The sequence below is a fragment of the Paenibacillus sp. GYB003 genome (assembly GCF_036577625.1).
In the GTDB taxonomy this organism is placed as follows: domain Bacteria; phylum Bacillota; class Bacilli; order Paenibacillales; family NBRC-103111; genus Paenibacillus_AB.
In genome coordinates, this window is record NZ_JARBDC010000044.1 from 93,902 (window position 1) to 109,146 (window position 15,245).

15 protein-coding genes are annotated in these 15,245 nt (G+C 53.3%); 8 read left to right on the top strand and 7 right to left on the bottom strand.

The window, feature by feature from the left end:
* The first annotated feature begins 27 nt into the window (after positions 1-27).
* The 4 genes from PV407_RS15595 to PV407_RS15610 all read left to right on the top strand — a co-directional run bounded on the left by PV407_RS15595 (position 28) and on the right by PV407_RS15610 (position 3,312).
* Positions 28-1,053, top strand: a complete 1,026-nt coding sequence (locus PV407_RS15595) for an ABC transporter substrate-binding protein (RefSeq protein ID WP_332090854.1) — start codon at positions 28-30, stop codon at positions 1,051-1,053.
* A 24-nt stretch (positions 1,054-1,077) separates the two neighbouring features.
* Complete coding sequence (locus PV407_RS15600) at positions 1,078-1,851, top strand: ABC transporter ATP-binding protein (RefSeq protein WP_332090855.1); 774 nt, start codon at positions 1,078-1,080, stop codon at positions 1,849-1,851.
* A 22-nt stretch (positions 1,852-1,873) separates the two neighbouring features.
* On the top strand, positions 1,874-2,722 hold the full coding sequence (locus PV407_RS15605; RefSeq protein ID WP_332090856.1) for a sulfurtransferase: 849 nt from the start codon (positions 1,874-1,876) through the stop codon (positions 2,720-2,722).
* A gap of 164 nt (positions 2,723-2,886) precedes the next feature.
* Complete coding sequence (locus tag PV407_RS15610) at positions 2,887-3,312, top strand: nuclear transport factor 2 family protein (RefSeq protein ID WP_332090857.1); 426 nt, start codon at positions 2,887-2,889, stop codon at positions 3,310-3,312.
* 120 nt (positions 3,313-3,432) lie between these two features.
* Here PV407_RS15610 and PV407_RS15615 read toward each other — a convergent pair whose 3' ends face one another.
* The 5 genes from PV407_RS15615 to PV407_RS15635 form a co-directional block, all read right to left on the bottom strand.
* Positions 3,433-4,470, bottom strand: coding sequence for a hypothetical protein (locus PV407_RS15615; protein WP_332090858.1), 1,038 nt, complete (start codon positions 4,468-4,470; stop codon positions 3,433-3,435).
* On the bottom strand, positions 4,460-5,038 hold the full coding sequence (locus tag PV407_RS15620; RefSeq protein ID WP_332090859.1) for a sigma-70 family RNA polymerase sigma factor: 579 nt from the start codon (positions 5,036-5,038) through the stop codon (positions 4,460-4,462). The genes PV407_RS15615 and PV407_RS15620 overlap by 11 nt, the downstream gene beginning before the upstream one ends.
* A 291-nt stretch (positions 5,039-5,329) precedes the next feature.
* Positions 5,330-6,550: an ABC transporter substrate-binding protein gene (locus PV407_RS15625; RefSeq protein ID WP_332090860.1), complete on the bottom strand. Its 1,221-nt coding sequence runs from the start codon at positions 6,548-6,550 to the stop codon at positions 5,330-5,332.
* A gap of 161 nt (positions 6,551-6,711) precedes the next feature.
* On the bottom strand, positions 6,712-7,062 hold the full coding sequence (locus PV407_RS15630) for a Rieske (2Fe-2S) protein (RefSeq protein ID WP_332090861.1): 351 nt from the start codon (positions 7,060-7,062) through the stop codon (positions 6,712-6,714).
* Between the two features lie 14 nt (positions 7,063-7,076).
* A complete protein-coding gene (locus PV407_RS15635; protein WP_332090862.1) occupies positions 7,077-8,138 on the bottom strand; it encodes an amidohydrolase family protein in 1,062 nt (353 codons plus the stop codon).
* A gap of 298 nt (positions 8,139-8,436) precedes the next feature.
* Between PV407_RS15635 and PV407_RS15640 the strand changes: the two genes are divergently transcribed.
* Positions 8,437-9,276, top strand: coding sequence for a helix-turn-helix domain-containing protein (locus PV407_RS15640; RefSeq protein WP_332090863.1), 840 nt, complete (start codon positions 8,437-8,439; stop codon positions 9,274-9,276).
* Between the two features lie 32 nt (positions 9,277-9,308).
* On the opposite strand, the gene PV407_RS15645 is transcribed toward PV407_RS15640, so the two are convergent.
* Both PV407_RS15645 and PV407_RS15650 read right to left on the bottom strand, forming a co-directional pair.
* Complete coding sequence (locus PV407_RS15645) at positions 9,309-9,698, bottom strand: hypothetical protein (RefSeq protein WP_332090864.1); 390 nt, start codon at positions 9,696-9,698, stop codon at positions 9,309-9,311.
* Positions 9,699-9,852: 154 nt separating this feature from the next.
* Positions 9,853-10,770 (bottom strand): AraC family transcriptional regulator, encoded by a 918-nt coding sequence (locus PV407_RS15650; protein WP_332090865.1) that lies wholly within the window; start codon positions 10,768-10,770, stop codon positions 9,853-9,855.
* Between the two features lie 389 nt (positions 10,771-11,159).
* Here PV407_RS15650 and PV407_RS15655 point away from each other — a divergent pair, with 389 nt between their 5' ends.
* The 3 genes from PV407_RS15655 to PV407_RS15665 all read left to right on the top strand — a co-directional run bounded on the left by PV407_RS15655 (position 11,160) and on the right by PV407_RS15665 (position 15,241).
* Positions 11,160-12,365 (top strand): ABC transporter substrate-binding protein, encoded by a 1,206-nt coding sequence (locus PV407_RS15655; RefSeq protein ID WP_332090866.1) that lies wholly within the window; start codon positions 11,160-11,162, stop codon positions 12,363-12,365.
* 145 nt (positions 12,366-12,510) lie between these two features.
* The gene (locus PV407_RS15660) at positions 12,511-14,007 is read left to right on the top strand and encodes a spore germination protein (protein WP_332090867.1); all 1,497 of its coding nucleotides are present in this window, start codon (positions 12,511-12,513) and stop codon (positions 14,005-14,007) included.
* A complete protein-coding gene (locus PV407_RS15665) occupies positions 13,997-15,241 on the top strand; it encodes a Ger(x)C family spore germination protein (RefSeq protein ID WP_332090868.1) in 1,245 nt (414 codons plus the stop codon). The genes PV407_RS15660 and PV407_RS15665 overlap by 11 nt, the downstream gene beginning before the upstream one ends.
* Positions 15,242-15,245: the final 4 nt, after the last annotated feature.

Here is a 15,245-nt window from a genome sequence, read left to right on the forward strand (position 1 = left end):
AATAGCAAACAAAAGGGGAAGATCGCTATGATAAAAACGAAGAGCCGGCTCGGCGCAACGATCGCAAGCCTGATTGCCGTATTGCTCGTAGCGGGCTGCGCCGGCGGTCCAGGCGGCGCGGGCAAGGAAGCGGGCGCTTCCTCGCAGCCGTCCTCCCGGTCCGACGGGAGCGGACAGCCGCAGCTGCAGAAGATCCGGTATTCTCCGCTAAGCGGCGTCAGCGGCCTGGCGGTCCGCTTCGGCGCGGAGAAAGGGTTTTTCAAGGAAGAAGGCCTCGACGTCGAGTTCATCACGACGAAAAACGCGGTCGAAGGATTGGCGAGCAAGGACGTCGACGTGGCCGACGTCGCGACGACGACCGCGATCATCGCGGCGGGCAAGGGCGCCCCGATCAAGATCGTCTCCTCGATGTTTCGGGTCAAGGGGCCGTTTTATCTGATCGCGGCTCCGGGAATCAACAAGGTCGAGGACCTGAAAGGGAAAAAGGTCGGAGCGGCCGTTTTCGGCAGCGGGCTCGATGTGTACACCCAGGTCATCTTGAACAAGCACGGGCTGAAGAAGGACGACGTCACCTATCTGGCCAACGGCGCGCAAGAAGCGGCTTATGCCAGCCTGACCTCGGGCCAAGTGGACGCAACGATCATCCACGAACCGTTCGCCTCGCTGGCGGAAGTTTCCGGCACGGGCAAGCTGCTGGCCAAAGGGTGGGACTACCTGCCGAATTTCCATACGGGCGTGATCGCCGCACGCAACGATTTCATCGAGAAAAATCCGCAGCTGCTCGAAAAGCTGCTTCGCGCCTATTTCAAATCGCAGGAATACGCCAAAAGCCACCTCGACGAGTACAAAACGTACTTCAAGGCGAACGTCAAAGTCGACGAAAAGGCGATCGACCGCGCGTTCGAGCGCGAGGACGTGCTGTGGGAGAACAACCCGAACGTCGATCTGAAGGCTTTGCAGGAGACGCAGCAGCTTCAAGTCGACTTGGGCTTCCAGGACCGCGTGTACGACGTCGACAAAATCCTCGATCTCCGCTTCATTCCGAAGAAGTAACACTATCAAAGCGAGGTATGCCCTATGGCCGGATTCACAATCAACGGCGTGTCGAAGGTGTACGGAGGGGCGAATCCGACCGAGACGCTGTCGAATATCGATCTGAAGATCGAAGACGGGGAGTTTCTCAGCATCCTGGGCCCGAGCGGCTGCGGCAAGAGCACCTTGCTGGAACTATTGGCAGGCTTGCAGCTGCCGTCGTCGGGCGAGGTGTTGTTCGACGGCAAGCCGCTCCGGGGGCCGGGCATCGAGCGCGGCGTCGTCTTCCAGGATCCGTCGCTGTATCCTTGGCGCACCGTGTTCCGCAACGTCGAGCTCGGGCTGGAGCTGCGCCGCGCGACGAAGGCGGAGAGGCAGGAGCGGGTTCAGAAATATTTGGACATGGTCGGGCTGACCGGGTTCGAACACAAGTATCCCCACCATCTGTCCGGCGGCATGAAACAGCGGGCGGGCTTGGCGCGGGCGCTGGCCAACGGCCCGGAGGTGCTGCTGATGGACGAGCCGTTCGGGGCGGTCGACCACCTGACCCGTCTGCAGCTGCAGGACGATCTGCTGAACATCTGGGAGGCGGAGAGGAAGACGGTCGTCTTCGTCACGCACGACGTGTCCGAAGCGGTGTTCCTCGGCAACCGGGTCGTGCTGCTGTCGCCGCGGCCGGGTCGGATCAAGCAAATTTTCCACGTACCGAACAAGCGGCCGCGCAAGCGCGACGATATCGAATTGGTGAGCATCCAGAACGACATTTATGCGGCGATTCACGATGTGAAGACGCAGGAGCATCTCGAATATATCATTTGATGCGAGAGGAGCGGATGGAACGATGGCGGCATCGAACATCGTAAACGTACAATGGGTTCGGGAGCGTCTGGAGCGGGGGGAACGTCTCGTCCTGGCGGACGTCCGTTTTTCCCCGAAGGAGCCGCGGTACGGACGCGACGCTTACGACAAAGATCATCTGCCCGGCGCGGTGTTTGTCGATTTCAAGGCGGGTTTGACGGACCCCGCCCGCGAGCATGGCGGACGGAGTCCGCTTCCGACAGTGCAACGGCTGGCCGGCCTTTTCGGCGGTATCGGCATCGACCGTTCGACGACGGTCGTCGTCTATGAAGACGGCAACGGACCGGCCGCCGCACGATTGTGGTGGGTGTTGACCTATTTGGGCCATGACGACGTCCGTGTGCTGGATGGGGGCTACCGTGCATGGACGGCGGCGGGGCTGCCGGTAACGGGGGAGAAGCCGGAGCCGGAGCGGCGCGAATTCGTGCCCGCCGTCCGGCCGGAGCTGCTGGCCGACGTGGACGAAGTGCGGGCGGCACTCAGCCGGCCGGGCGAGGCGGCGCTTGTCGATGCCCGCGACAACAATCAGTACCTCGGCCTGGAGGCTCCGTTCGATCCGGTAGCCGGTCGCATTCCCGGGGCCGTTCATTATTTCTGGAAAGACGGACTGAACGAGGACGGCAGCTGGAAAACGGCGGAGCAGCTTCGCGAGCGGTTCGGCGCATTGTCCGCTTCGAAGGAGATCATCGTCTATTGCGGCTCGGGCATCTCGGCGACGCCGAACGTGCTCGCGCTGCGGGAGGCGGGCTTCCGCAACGTGAAGCTGTATGCGGGAAGCTGGAGCGATTGGATCAGCTATGAGGACAATCCGATCGCGACGGGGGAAGAGTAGGAGCGGGAGAGGCCGCGTGAGACGCGGATTCGGGGGCTGTGGCGGATTGCCGTTGGCGGGCGGCTGCAGCCCTTTTTGTGCTTTTCGTTCGACAGCCTGCAACCCATAAATCAAAGTTCATCCTTCTGTTTGAACCTCGACGATAAAGGAGTGATATACTATTTTTGGAAAATAAAACGATCAAGGACGGTGTTTTCGTGAAGCTGGAGATGGTAAAGCGATTTTTTGAGTTGTGCGAAACGTTCAGCACTTTGGAATCCGATTTCCAACCTTTGCTGCATTCGGAAATCGAACAAACCGAATTCCCGAATCTGATCACTTCCGGCGTGGTTGTGAGTAACTATGAGGCACTCATGCAGCGAATACCCAACGGAAAGAAGCTGTTAAAAGAACAGAAATACGATATTCAGCGGGTTTACGAGACGGGGGAGACGCTAATTGCGGAAGTGATTTGGACGGCCGAAGCAGGGGCCGCTATTGGCTCGTTCAAGGCCGGACAGCGTCTTAAAGCGTATTTTTGCTGCATCTTCGAATTCAAGGACGGCAAAATTTACAGGCAAAGGAATTACGATTGTTTCGAGCGGTTTTAGCGGGTGCCCGCATGACAATATCGCCAACGGTCAATCGGGAAAGGAAAGGGGTGGTGCGCGCTGCCGTCACCACCCGCAAACGTGTTTCGGGAAATGCGCCTTACAACTTCTCAAGCGATATTAGTTCTTCGACGATGGTTCCGCTTTGTATTCGATAACTTGTATTACTTTTGGCTCGATAGCTTTTAACAGTGGTTCGCGATCGCCGTTATTTGCACCTTGAACTTGCAAATCAACCTGAGTTTTTGCAATGACATCGATCACTTGTTGTTTCGATATATTTTGGGCTGCTGCAACCTCCGCAACAGATTTCCCTTTTGCCAATTGTTGCTTTAATTCGGTCGGGCTCATGTGCAGCAGGGAAAACAGGTTTTCATCGTTTAAAAAGGAATCGGCGAAATAATCCGGCGTCCCCTCGGCTGTGGAGAAGAAGCCTTCAACGTCGGAAGGTGCGGTCTCGCCTCCGATCAGAGAAACGCTGATCGTACGGTCTTGAACAAATGCTTGGTAGAACGGCGTTTTCGATCCTTTTTTGGTGTAATTCAACATAAACGTTTTTTGCTCCGAGTTTTCCATTTGCTCGATGGCAAACTCGTAATCTTCGATGTTGCCGTACAGTTTAGTAATGAGATAGTCCGCCTTCGACTTGATCTCCTCGTTGGATAAGGCGGAGAACGGCTTCTCCTCGGGCTCCCAATTCTCTAGGATGACGTGCTCAATCGCACCCGTCGTATTGTTCGTATGAAGGGTAATCTTTTTGCCGCTACCTCCTTTTTCCCGAAGTACGATGCTTGTTTGGACGCCCTGGACGTTGCTTGCCTCGACAATCTCAAACGATTTTGTTTCGGGAAATGCGCGGTACAGTTTCGCGAGCGTTGCTTTGCCGACCTCATCCACCTTGACTTGTTCGGCAGTCATTGGTGTTCTGGTCAGCATTTCAATCAGGGAAGGGGCCGCAAACGCTGCGGTTGGAATCAAAATCGCAGCGGCAACGATACCGCCGATGAATCGTTTTTTCATGGTTGTTTCGCTCCTTTTTCGTTTTCGCTGCAAATATTGAGCATAGGATAGTTCGATTCGTTTGGAAACGGCCGGAGGACACTCCATCGTTTCCGCCTCTTTGTGCAGATGTTCGCGGACTACGCGTTCAATAGGCATTGTTGTTTTCCATCCTTTCCGGCGGGAGATTCCACAAGTTTTTTCGAAGCGCCTGGAGGCCGGCATGATATCTGGACTTAACCGTACCCAGCGGTATATCGAGCAAAGTCGCAATTTCCTCAAGCGTATAGTCGTGAAAAAAGCGGAAAATAATCACGGTTCGCTGTTTGTCGGTCAGGTTTTGGATTGCCTCTGTTATCTCACGGTTCGTCCCCTCCATCATAACAGCGGGGCGATCCCAATGATGCTCTTCCCGAGAGAAGATGCGGATGCGCTCAAAAATCCGGAATCTCCGCCAGCTTTTGACCCGAAATCTCTGTATTTGTCGGATTATCAGGCCGTGCAGCCAGAAATGGAAAGGACGGTTCATATCGTAGTTGGCAAGGGAGGTCCACATTTGCATGTAGATCTCATTCATGACATCTTCCCGATCCTGCCGGTGATCCACCAGAAAGGCGACTGTCCGGTACACATCCTGATAAGTGGCATTATATAGCGCATGAAAGGCCTGTTTATCACCATCTTTCATTTTTGTGAGCAGTTGGTACATACATTCGCTACTTTGCATGCAGAGGGCCCTCCTGGGTAAGCGGCTTACACACTATATTGCTTCTCTATCCAAAAAAGGTTCGGTCCTCTTCCTATTTTTTTGCGAACGGCGATAGGAAATCCGTCACGGAAATCGACAAGTCGTTGCATCTATTGGACGACGCCAATACTTGTTATGTTTGCCGTTATTCGTGCGGATCGGTATGCTTCCAAACGTATACGGGGACATTCTGGCAGAGCGGCGAGCTGCGCTTATATGCGCTTATAAAAGAAAGACCTTGAGAGGATTTACTCCTCTCAAGGCCTTAGACTAAGGCTTTCTTAGCCGCTTCGCCTCTTCGATTTTTTGGAGTGCCTGCTCTTCCGCTTCGCGGAACGCCGTGTTCATATCTTTCGTTCCGTTCGCAATAGGCAGCGCCATCGAAGCGTAAACGTTGTTCACCGCATACGTATAATCGGCGGAAGGGGGGATCGGAGCATTCTTATATTTGAAAAGCGCTGCATAGTTTTTGTCCGGAAATGCGCTTTCTTTGCCGTATTCCTTCTTCGTCTGTTCCGTCGTTAACGTAGGGACGAAGCCGCGGCGCGAAACCCAGCTTTGGTATTCATCCGAAACCATATACTTCAGCACTTCTGCCGCCGCGTCTTTATGTTTCGTCATCTTCGTCAATCCGAAGTAAAACGGTGTCGTTTGAGAACCGACTCCCGGGGCTTCCGGGAATACCGGCACCGTAACCATATCCCAGTTGAAGCTTTGCATCGCCGGAATGAAACTGGGGCTAATATAGATCGCAATATTGTACGCATACATCGCCAAATCTTGCTTCGTTACAAACGCATCATTGCCCGGTATCGTCTTGATTTCCCCGAGCTTGGCGCGGAACCCCGCATCCTGCATCGGCTGCACGAACATCGTATCGAACAGCTTGCGCCAGGAAGCGTTCGTATTGATCGTCGGTTGGTCTTTTTCAATGTCAACCATCGGAACGGACAGCTGATTTTGCGCAATGAACTGACTCGGGGCCGTGCTCAAGCCGACATACTGTTTGCCGCCTTCCAGGCGTGTCAGCTTTTTGCCTAAATTCGTCGCCTCCTCCCACGTCATGCCGTCTTTCGGATAAGACACCCCAAATTTATCGAAAATATCTTTGTTGTAAAACAGAACAAATTTCATATCCGTAACGGGAACGCCGTACGTCTTCCCCGCCGAAAACTGCTTCATCGCTTTGATCGATTCCTGTTCGAGGCGGCTCAGATCGACGTTGTGCTTCTTGATCAGATCGGACATGTCGTATTGTAGATCGAGCGCAAACAGCGTATTCTCGAAAATGCCGATATTGTTATAAAAAATATCGATCCGTTGGCCTTCTGTAATTAATTTGGTCGTTGCATCCGCAATGGTAGGCGATCCGGAAGGCATTTGGATGTACTTGAACGTATATTGAGGAAATTTTTGATATAGCAGCTCCCCGTACTGTCTATCGAAAAAATCTTTGGGCTGGGCCGAGCCGCCGTAAAATACGATCTCCACAGGTTCTGCCGGCGTTGGCGGAGGAAGAGCGGTCCCGCCAATTTCTCCGGTCCCTCCATTCGAGCCGCCGCAAGCTGTCAAGGCAAACAAGGTTGAAAGCGCTGCCATCGATTTCCGAACCATCGTCACCCTTACCTCCCATTCGATCTTTTCCATGACCGTTATATGCGAACGCCCAGCATGTCGCCCGTTACAACGACTTCATAACGGCGCAGCCTCATGTCATTCCGGACGAGCGATTTTCCGGTCTTGATGTCGAATTCCCAGCCGTGCCACGGGCATCGAACGATTTCGCCCTCTTTTCCGAACGCGTACTCGTATACGCCGGAGGGCAAATTCGTTCCACACACCTCGCCTCTACAAATAGCAGCCCCTTGGTGAGGACAATAATTCAAAAACGCAAAATATTGCCCTTGGATATTGTAAATAACGACGGATTTGCCCAAAACGTCGAATACGCGATGCCGCCCCTCGGGAATTTGATCGGCTTTGCCTACAGGATGTACAGCCATTTTTGTCTTCCTCTCTACAATTTGTACAGCCGTTTGGCATTGTCATAAAAAATTCGCCGTCGCTCTTCCGGCTTCAGCCATCTTAAAATATGATCGGGAGAATCGAAATCCCAGTGCGGATAATCGCTGGAATAAAGTAAAATATGTTCGGCATCGATCATTTCGAAAATTTGCTTCAAATGGGCGGATTGTTTCGGCTCCTCGATCGGTTGCGTCGTAAAATAGCAATGGTCGCGAATGTAGTCGCTCGGCATTTTTTTCAACCAAGGCACTTGAGAGCGCAGCGCCGTATAATTTTTATCAAGCCTCCACATCAGATGCGGCAGCCATGATACCCCGCCTTCTATGAAGACGAATTTCAAACCCGGATACTTCTCGAAAACGCCTTCGCATATTAGGCTTGTAAGCTGCGCCATAAAATTCGTCGAAAGGCACGTATGCCATTCGATATACCACGTCGGATATCCGGCCGGCGTCGGTGGATTCGCCTGACCGGCGCCTTCCGCGCCGGGGTGGATCGCAACCGGCAGCCCGTTTCGTTCCGCCGCTTCGTAGATCGGATGAAAAAAACGTTGGCCTAGCGGCATGCGCGAAGCGCTGCTCGTGACGACTTGAACGAAGCCGGGATGGGAACCGAGCCGGTCGATTTCTTTGGCCGCCAACTGCGGATCTTGCTGCGCTACGAACAACGAGCCTTTGAAGCGGGGATCTTGATTAAGCCAATTATCGATCAGACAATCGTTATAGGCGCTAGCTATAGCCGCGGCAAAATCCGGCTCATGTCCTACCGATACGCTGAACAAATTGCCTGTCAATATAACCGCCTCCATATTGTGCGGCTCAATCAGCTGCTCGATTACGAATTGCGGATCCGAACCGGCGGCTCCTCCGCCGGGAGGAACGGCATCCCGCCTGCCGACGCCAACGGGTGAATGATAACCGGAATACATAAGGCCCAGACCCGACTTGGCTACGCGGTCTTTCCACGCGTCCGGCAAATAGGGCAGCAAATCTCTCTCGCTTCTTAACGAATTGTGTACATCGCAATCAATGATTTTACCGACTTCACTCCTCATGAAGCTTCTCCCTTCCTTCCAGCGCACCCCCGCGGTGCCGGCTTTGTCCGCAGCGGTCGAATGTTTAAGCTATCATTACTGTATTACAGACCCGTAATCATATCCATGAACGATTGAGTTTCTTTTTGAACGATTCAATCGCAGGCAGCCCAAGAGCGAAGCTTTCGAAATCTCGAATGTACGCGAAAGTTACTTATAAGGTAGAAGGGGATAGAAGGGAGATTGCTCCGGCTTGTAGAATGGAATACCGGTACGGCATAACGGGATCGGAACACTTTTCAGAGGAGGTCGGCCGCTTATGCTTGCTTTGAAAAGCGTTATTTACGACGACCGGATCGAGAGATGGCAGATACACGATTCGCAAGTCCCGCACCATATTCTCATCTTCGTATCGGGCGGGAAAGCCGTCTACTGCGTAAAAGGGGAAGTCATCGAAATCATCCAAGGGGATATTCTATTTATTTCTGCCGGCACCTACCGGTCATGCCACAACGACGCGAAAGGCCCTCATCAAAAATATTCCGCGCATTTTACGGCTTCCGACGAGACCGAGCTTGAACTGGCTGCATTGCAGGAGAACGGTTATTTCAAATGGCAGGCGCACAACGCCGATTATTTCCGGCAGCGCTTCTCCATGCTGCTGCTGCAATGGTTCGATCAAGCGCCGGGCGCGAATCTTATCTGTGGAGGCATTTTATTGGAGCTGGTCGGAAGAATTGTCCGCGATGCCCGGCAGCCGCACAGCGGTTCGGCTGTCAAGCAAGCATTAATCCAGCGGCTGCAAAACTACATCGTGCACAATCACTGCAAGTCGATCCGGTTGTCCGATCTGGCGGAACACGTCGAACGGTCCCCGAACCATGTTACGAAAATATTTAAAGAAGTTTTGGGGCAAACCCCCATCGACTATATCCATCAAGTGAAAATAAGCGTCGCTTGCGAGCTGCTGAAGAGCGGCATTATGACGATTGCGGAAATTGCCGATCATCTCGGTTACTGCGAACAGTCTTACTTTCACCGCATGTTCAAAAAATTTACGGGAGTCGCCCCTTCCGCCGTATTGAAAGGCCATCGGGTCGATTTCGTTCCGCTTCCCAGGGGGAGCGGGACGGACCCCAATCGCTCGGGCTATCACTAGTTAGTTATGGTTTAGATATAGACTTGAGGAAGTTAGTTTCGACCGTCTCCGGACAGATTGCCCAAGTAATAATCCGTCAGCAATGTAATCTCGGCGTCAAACGTTCCCCAACGTAAAGCATAAACGTTCCGTTTTCCGCGATAGTTAAAAGGACGGTTAATTCCGTTTTGATTGCGTCTTTCATCGTACACGACAATTCCGCGTTTCCGGAGGATTTTACCCAACCGCTCCATATCAGCTTGAATACGTGTTATGGCGCGTTGTGCGACCGTTACGTACTGAGTCATCGGGCTCCGGTTACTTTCGAAAAATATGATATCGGACTCGAACGCGGACAAAACAACGGGAAGTATGACAAGATTACGGATCAAATGCATATCCTCCGCGGTCACTTCTACACTTTCAGCGAATTGAACGGACATATGGGAACACCTCCATTATATGCGAACTTATGTTCTTATTATAGACTTATTTATGCGAACGCGCAACAGAACAAACATTCCGCACCGGCATGACGAACCGGAGCATTGCTGCTGCTTCGGAGTATGAGATGCGGCCGGGCGACGCCGTTTCTTGTTAGTTCAGTTCCGGATACATCTCGGGCGACCAGCGCAGCGCGCGGGCGTTAACACTGCGGGCATACTCGGTCGGCGTCAGACCTGTTTCCTTTTTGAACGAGCGGGAAAAATGGTGCACGCTGGCGAAGCCGACCTCTTCGGCGACTTCGGTCATCCGCAGCGTTCGGTGACGAATAATCGTTTTGGCATGCTCGATCTTCAGCTTTTGGAAATACGCGATGGTGCCCAATCCTGTCGCGGTTTTGAACAAGGTGACCATCCGTGTCCGCCCCATGCCAAAGGCGGAGCAAAGCTGCTCGATGGTTAAGTTTTCCCGAATGTTTGCTCTCATGTAATCGATCATTTGACCGACAAGCGTATCGTTGTAGTTCGCCATCGCGATGGAGTCGGATTGATTGGTTGAACTGCGGTCTCCTCTGCGAATCAACTGGATGAGCAAAATCTCCAGATGGTTTTTGATCATCTGCTCGCTGCCGAACGCGGCTTTCAACCGCTGCCGCGGCCGATGCATGCGCGGCGAATCAACGGGAGGATCGAACGCTTCCCGCCCTTCCCGGATGATTGTGGAGAGCAGCTTCTTCTCTTCTTCCTCCAGATGAACAATCTTGCCTGCACATGCATGCATCGCTTCCGAATCGCACTCAAACGACAAAATAATAAGCGTCGGCGCCGACTCGTTCAGCGCGCGTCCGGCATGAAATTCATTGGGGGCATAGAAGATCAGGTCGCCTGGGCCAAGCGCATGCCGCTGTGTTCCGCGAATGATTTCCAGATACCCGTTGTCGACATACGCCATTTCCCAGAAGTCGTGACTTTCTCCCGGTGTCCAGAACCGTTTCGGAAGCTCCATATAGAAGAAGGTGATGATTTGACGAATGGACAGCTCGACACGCAGATCATACCTTGGAAACTGCATGCATATTCAACTCCTTCGTGAACGATTGCGCAAAAAATGTGTTCGCACAGGCAAAGAAATGAACCGAATTTAAGTTTATTATAGGGAAGAAGAGATGAATTGAACATCTTTTCGGGGTGCAGGAAGCGCTTTCTTTCAACTCGGATAAAGAGCAGACGGAGCCGCCAAAAGATGCGGCGGGAGACGACGGCAGCAACACTCGCCTTGTATGTGCAAGCCGCGTACCGGGTGCAAGCTATTATTGTGAATATTTTCACAAAAAAGGGGAGAAGGGGTTCAAGATGAAACAAAAAACAGCGTTGTCGATGGCATGCTTGCTCGTTGGGTTATTGGCAAGCGGATGTTCGGACAAATCAGACGGTCAGCCAACTGCGGGGACCGGCTCTGAAGTGAAACAGATCGGCACGGAGCCTGTTACACTGCGCATCAATAACTGGAATACGGTGCTGCAGCAAGAGGAGTTTGACAAGTTCATCGCAGAGCCGGTCCGGAAAAAGTATCCCTTTATCACATTGGAATATGTGGACTTTACGAAGGGAAGCGGCAATGTGCTGGAAAACTTGATGGCAGCCGGCAGCACGCCGGACATTGTGTTCACGGATCATCCGAACCTTGCCGGTCTGCTCGAGTATGATTTTCCGCTGGACTTGAACGGCTATGTCCGGGACTATGCGGTCGATATGAAGCAAGTAGATCCGCAGCTGGTCAAGGGGGCGACATCGATCTCGGCAAAAGGGGAACTGCTGGCGCTTCCGGTATACTCGGACCGGATGATGTGGTTTTACAACAAAGACGCGTTTGACCGGTTCGGGGTCGCCTACCCGACAGACGATATGACGTGGGACGATGCAATGGCGATGTTCAAACGGCTGTCGCGTGTCGACGGCGGCGTCCAGTATGCGGCGTTTCGTACGATCAATTTGTTGATGACGGGCAGCCAGTGGGGCTTGTCGCTGTTCGATCCGCAAACAGGCCGGGCGTCGTTTCAGACCGAGGAGTGGAAACGGGCGCTGGGACTGCTGCAAGAGATCAATGCGATCCCGGGCAATACGAAATTGACCAACGAAGATTTTTACCAAAAGCAGACGCTCGCCTCCTTGATGCAAAGCTTCAACATTATGGTCAATTTGCTGGCAACGGCGGAACAGAAAGGGCATGTCATCAAGTGGGATGTGGCATCGATGCCGCAGCTCAAGGAGAAGCCGGGAATTTCCGGCTCCAACAAACCGCTCTACTTTATGGTTTCGAAGAGCAGCAAACATAAGGAGCAGGCGTTCGCAGCCGTCTCCTACTTGATGTCGTCCAAGGAGGCGCAGATGACGCTGTCCGAGAACGGGAAGATGTCCGTGCTGGTGGATCCGGACATTCGGAAGGCGTTTGGAACGAAGCCGGATATTTTGAAAGGACGCAATGTCGCTGCCGTCTACAAGCATAAAATGGCGGACTTGCCGTATACGAATATGTACAACCGGTCCGCGCTTCTGGATCTGATCGGCGCGGGGACGAGCGTGTTGGAAGGGAAAGAGGACATCAACACGGCGCTTCGCCATGCGGAGGAAAAAGCGAACAAAACGATCGAGAGCAAGAAAAAATGACAGTGGGGACGAAAAGAGATCGCCCTGCCCGCCGACCAGACGGGCAGCCGGCGATCTTTTCGACGTTTGCGGATTGGATAAAAAAGAATATCGGAGGGAAGCTTATACAAACGCTCCACATACTGACGATTTATGGGTGGCACGGATGAGCAGGTTTTCCCGTCATGAAAAACCACATAGCCCGATCCCCGTACACTTGGATTTCTCCATTTTCCGGCTCAAAAAGGAATTCGGGAACAGTCCGGATTTGATCGTACGCGAATTCGACTCGGGCGCGCATCCGAAAATCAGAATGGCCGCGGTTTATATCGACGGCTTGATCGATAAAGAGCTGGCAAACGATTTCGTTACGCGTTCTTTTCAAACCTTATCCCATGATCCGATCTTGAGCCGTTCCGATTCGCCCGAGCGGACGTTTCAGCTTTTAAAAGATCATGCCCTGACAGTGGGCGACATTTCGGTTTTTCAGGATTGGAACGAGTTGAGCCGTTCCGTCTTGTCCGGAAACACGGCCTTGTTCATCGACGGCTGCGACCGGGTCATCAGTTGCAAAACCGGCGGCGGGGAAGCCAGATCGGTCGGCGAACCCAGCACGGAGGTGTCGATCCGCGGACCGAAGGAAGCTTTTACGGAACGGCTGGATACGAATATTTCGCTGATCCGCAAACGGATCAAAAGCCCGGAGCTCAGGCTGGAAATCAAAGAAATCGGCCGCGTTACGCGCACTTCGGTAGCCATGCTGTATATCGAGGGGATCGCCGACGACCAAATCGTGACGGAAGTCCGGAGCAGGCTGGACCATATTAACCAGAATGCGATTTTGGAATCGGGCTATATCGAACAGCTCATTCAGGATAAAGCGATCACGCCGTTTCCGACCGTTTACAACACCGAACGTCCCGACGTTATCGCCGGCAATATGCTGGACGGCCGCATTGCCATCATTGTCGACGGAACGCCGTTCGCGCTTCTCGTCCCGACCGTCGTGGCGCAGTTTTTCCAATCGGCCGAAGACTACTACCAGCGCGCCGACATCAGCACCTTTATCCGATTGATCCGGTATGCCAGCTTCGTCATATCGTTGTTCGTCCCTTCCTTCTATGTGGCGATATCGACCTATCATCAAGAAATGATCCCGACCTCCTTGCTGTACACGCTCGCGGCAACTCGGGAGGGCGTTCCTTTTCCTGCGGTCGTCGAAGCGTTTTTAATGGAGCTGGCGTTCGAAATATTGCGGGAAGCCGGGATCCGCATGCCGAGAGCCGTCGGTCAAGCGGTATCCATCGTCGGAGCGTTGATATTGGGGCAAGCCGCGGTACAGGCGGGCATATTCTCCCCGGCCATGGTGATCGTGGTGTCGATTACGGGCATCGCCAGCTTTGCCACCCCCGCATACAACCTGGCGATCGCGGCGCGGATGATCCGCTTCTTGTTCATCATCGTGGCCGCCACGTTCGGCTTTTACGGGTTGACGTTGTGCGCGATTATGCTGGTCGCCCATCTGAGCGGACTCCGTTCGTTCGGAGTGCCCTATTTGGCGCCGTTCGCTCCGTTCCGCCCGAAATCTCAGAAGGACGCCATGCTGCGCGCTCCGTATGCGAACAAAGGGGCCGACCCTCAAGGAGGCCGGCATGATAGCTAAATTTGCAATGGCCGTCTTGATGTGCGCGAGCGCGCTGCTGACGACGGGATGCTGGAATAAGCTGGAGATTTCCGATTTGGCGATCGTCTCGGCCATCGGCGTGGACAAAGCGCAGGATATCGGCGAATACCGGGTCTTTTTCCAGGTCGCCAATCCGAGCGCCGTAGCTTCCGGAGCGGCGGCCGGCGGGGGCGGAGGCGCCGGGGCGGGCGGAAAAGCCCAAACGATCACGGTATATCGAGGGGTGGGCGCCTCGCTGTTCGACGCGGTTCGCAACGCTTCCAAAATGTCGTCGCGAAGAATGTACCTTTCGCACGTAAGATTGGTCGTATTCGGCGAAAGGCTGGCGAAAGACGGGATCGAGGAATTGCTCGATTACTTAAAAAGGTCGAACGAAATCCGGCTGACGACCAATGTCGTGATCGCCAAAGGAATGACGGCGGAAGCTTTAATGAGCGTAGCGACCCGCTTCGAAAAAATTCCGGCCGACGCGATTCGGGGGAAAATGAAATTTACGTCCAACCTGTTTTCCGAAAATATCGAAATTCAACTCGATGATATTCTTAAGGCGGTAATGGGCGAAGGGACGGAAGCCGTCATTAACGGCGTGGAGCTGGTGAAGAGAGGCGATAAAGAGGCGGAAAGCGACGCCCCTAAAGAGAAAGAGCGATATTCTCCGCCGAGCACCAAGATCGGACCGATCGGCGTATTCAAGGGAGGAAAATTAAAGCTCTGGTTGGATGACGGGGCTTCGCGCGGACTCGCATGGATGTTGAACAAAATGAAAGGGACGGTCGTCACCGTCGATTTTCGCGAACAGAAAGAGTCCGTTTCGCTCGACGTGCTTCGTTCCAAAACGAAGGTGAAAGTCGACGTCGCAAACGACAAGCCGCTGATCGATATTGTGATTCGTCAAGAAGCCGCTTTGATCAACGTAAAGAGCGGTCTCGATTTAAGAAACCCCGGGCTGATCAAAGAGATCGAGGCGTCGATGAATCGAAAGACGCGGGAAGAAATCATGAAGACCGTCCAAATCGTAAAAAAAGAAAAAATCGATTTTGCCGGATTTGCCGGAAAGCTCCATCGAAGCAACCGGACGGCTTGGGAAAAGCTGAAAGATCGCTGGAACGAAAAACTGTCCGAAGCGGACGTTCGCGTAACGGTCCAATCGCATGTTCGCCATCCGGGCATGAATTTGGAGCCGGTCTTATCGAAAGCGACGGGAGAACAATGAAGGC

What these genes read in the sequence shown, in the direction of transcription:
- PV407_RS15595 (WP_332090854.1), top strand. Translation starts at nt 28, where the DNA reads ATGATAAAAACGAAGAGCCGGCTCGGCGCAACGATCGCAAGCCTGATT.
- PV407_RS15600 (WP_332090855.1), top strand. Translation starts at nt 1,078, where the DNA reads ATGGCCGGATTCACAATCAACGGCGTGTCGAAGGTGTACGGAGGGGCG.
- PV407_RS15605 (WP_332090856.1), top strand. Translation starts at nt 1,874, where the DNA reads ATGGCGGCATCGAACATCGTAAACGTACAATGGGTTCGGGAGCGTCTG.
- PV407_RS15615 (WP_332090858.1), bottom strand. Translation starts at nt 4,470, where the DNA reads ATGCCTATTGAACGCGTAGTCCGCGAACATCTGCACAAAGAGGCGGAA.
- PV407_RS15620 (WP_332090859.1), bottom strand. Translation starts at nt 5,038, where the DNA reads ATGCAAAGTAGCGAATGTATGTACCAACTGCTCACAAAAATGAAAGAT.
- PV407_RS15630 (WP_332090861.1), bottom strand. Translation starts at nt 7,062, where the DNA reads ATGGCTGTACATCCTGTAGGCAAAGCCGATCAAATTCCCGAGGGGCGG.
- PV407_RS15635 (WP_332090862.1), bottom strand. Translation starts at nt 8,138, where the DNA reads ATGAGGAGTGAAGTCGGTAAAATCATTGATTGCGATGTACACAATTCG.
- PV407_RS15640 (WP_332090863.1), top strand. Translation starts at nt 8,437, where the DNA reads ATGCTTGCTTTGAAAAGCGTTATTTACGACGACCGGATCGAGAGATGG.
- PV407_RS15645 (WP_332090864.1), bottom strand. Translation starts at nt 9,698, where the DNA reads ATGTCCGTTCAATTCGCTGAAAGTGTAGAAGTGACCGCGGAGGATATG.
- PV407_RS15650 (WP_332090865.1), bottom strand. Translation starts at nt 10,770, where the DNA reads ATGCAGTTTCCAAGGTATGATCTGCGTGTCGAGCTGTCCATTCGTCAA.
- PV407_RS15660 (WP_332090867.1), top strand. Translation starts at nt 12,511, where the DNA reads ATGAGCAGGTTTTCCCGTCATGAAAAACCACATAGCCCGATCCCCGTA.
- PV407_RS15665 (WP_332090868.1), top strand. Translation starts at nt 13,997, where the DNA reads ATGATAGCTAAATTTGCAATGGCCGTCTTGATGTGCGCGAGCGCGCTG.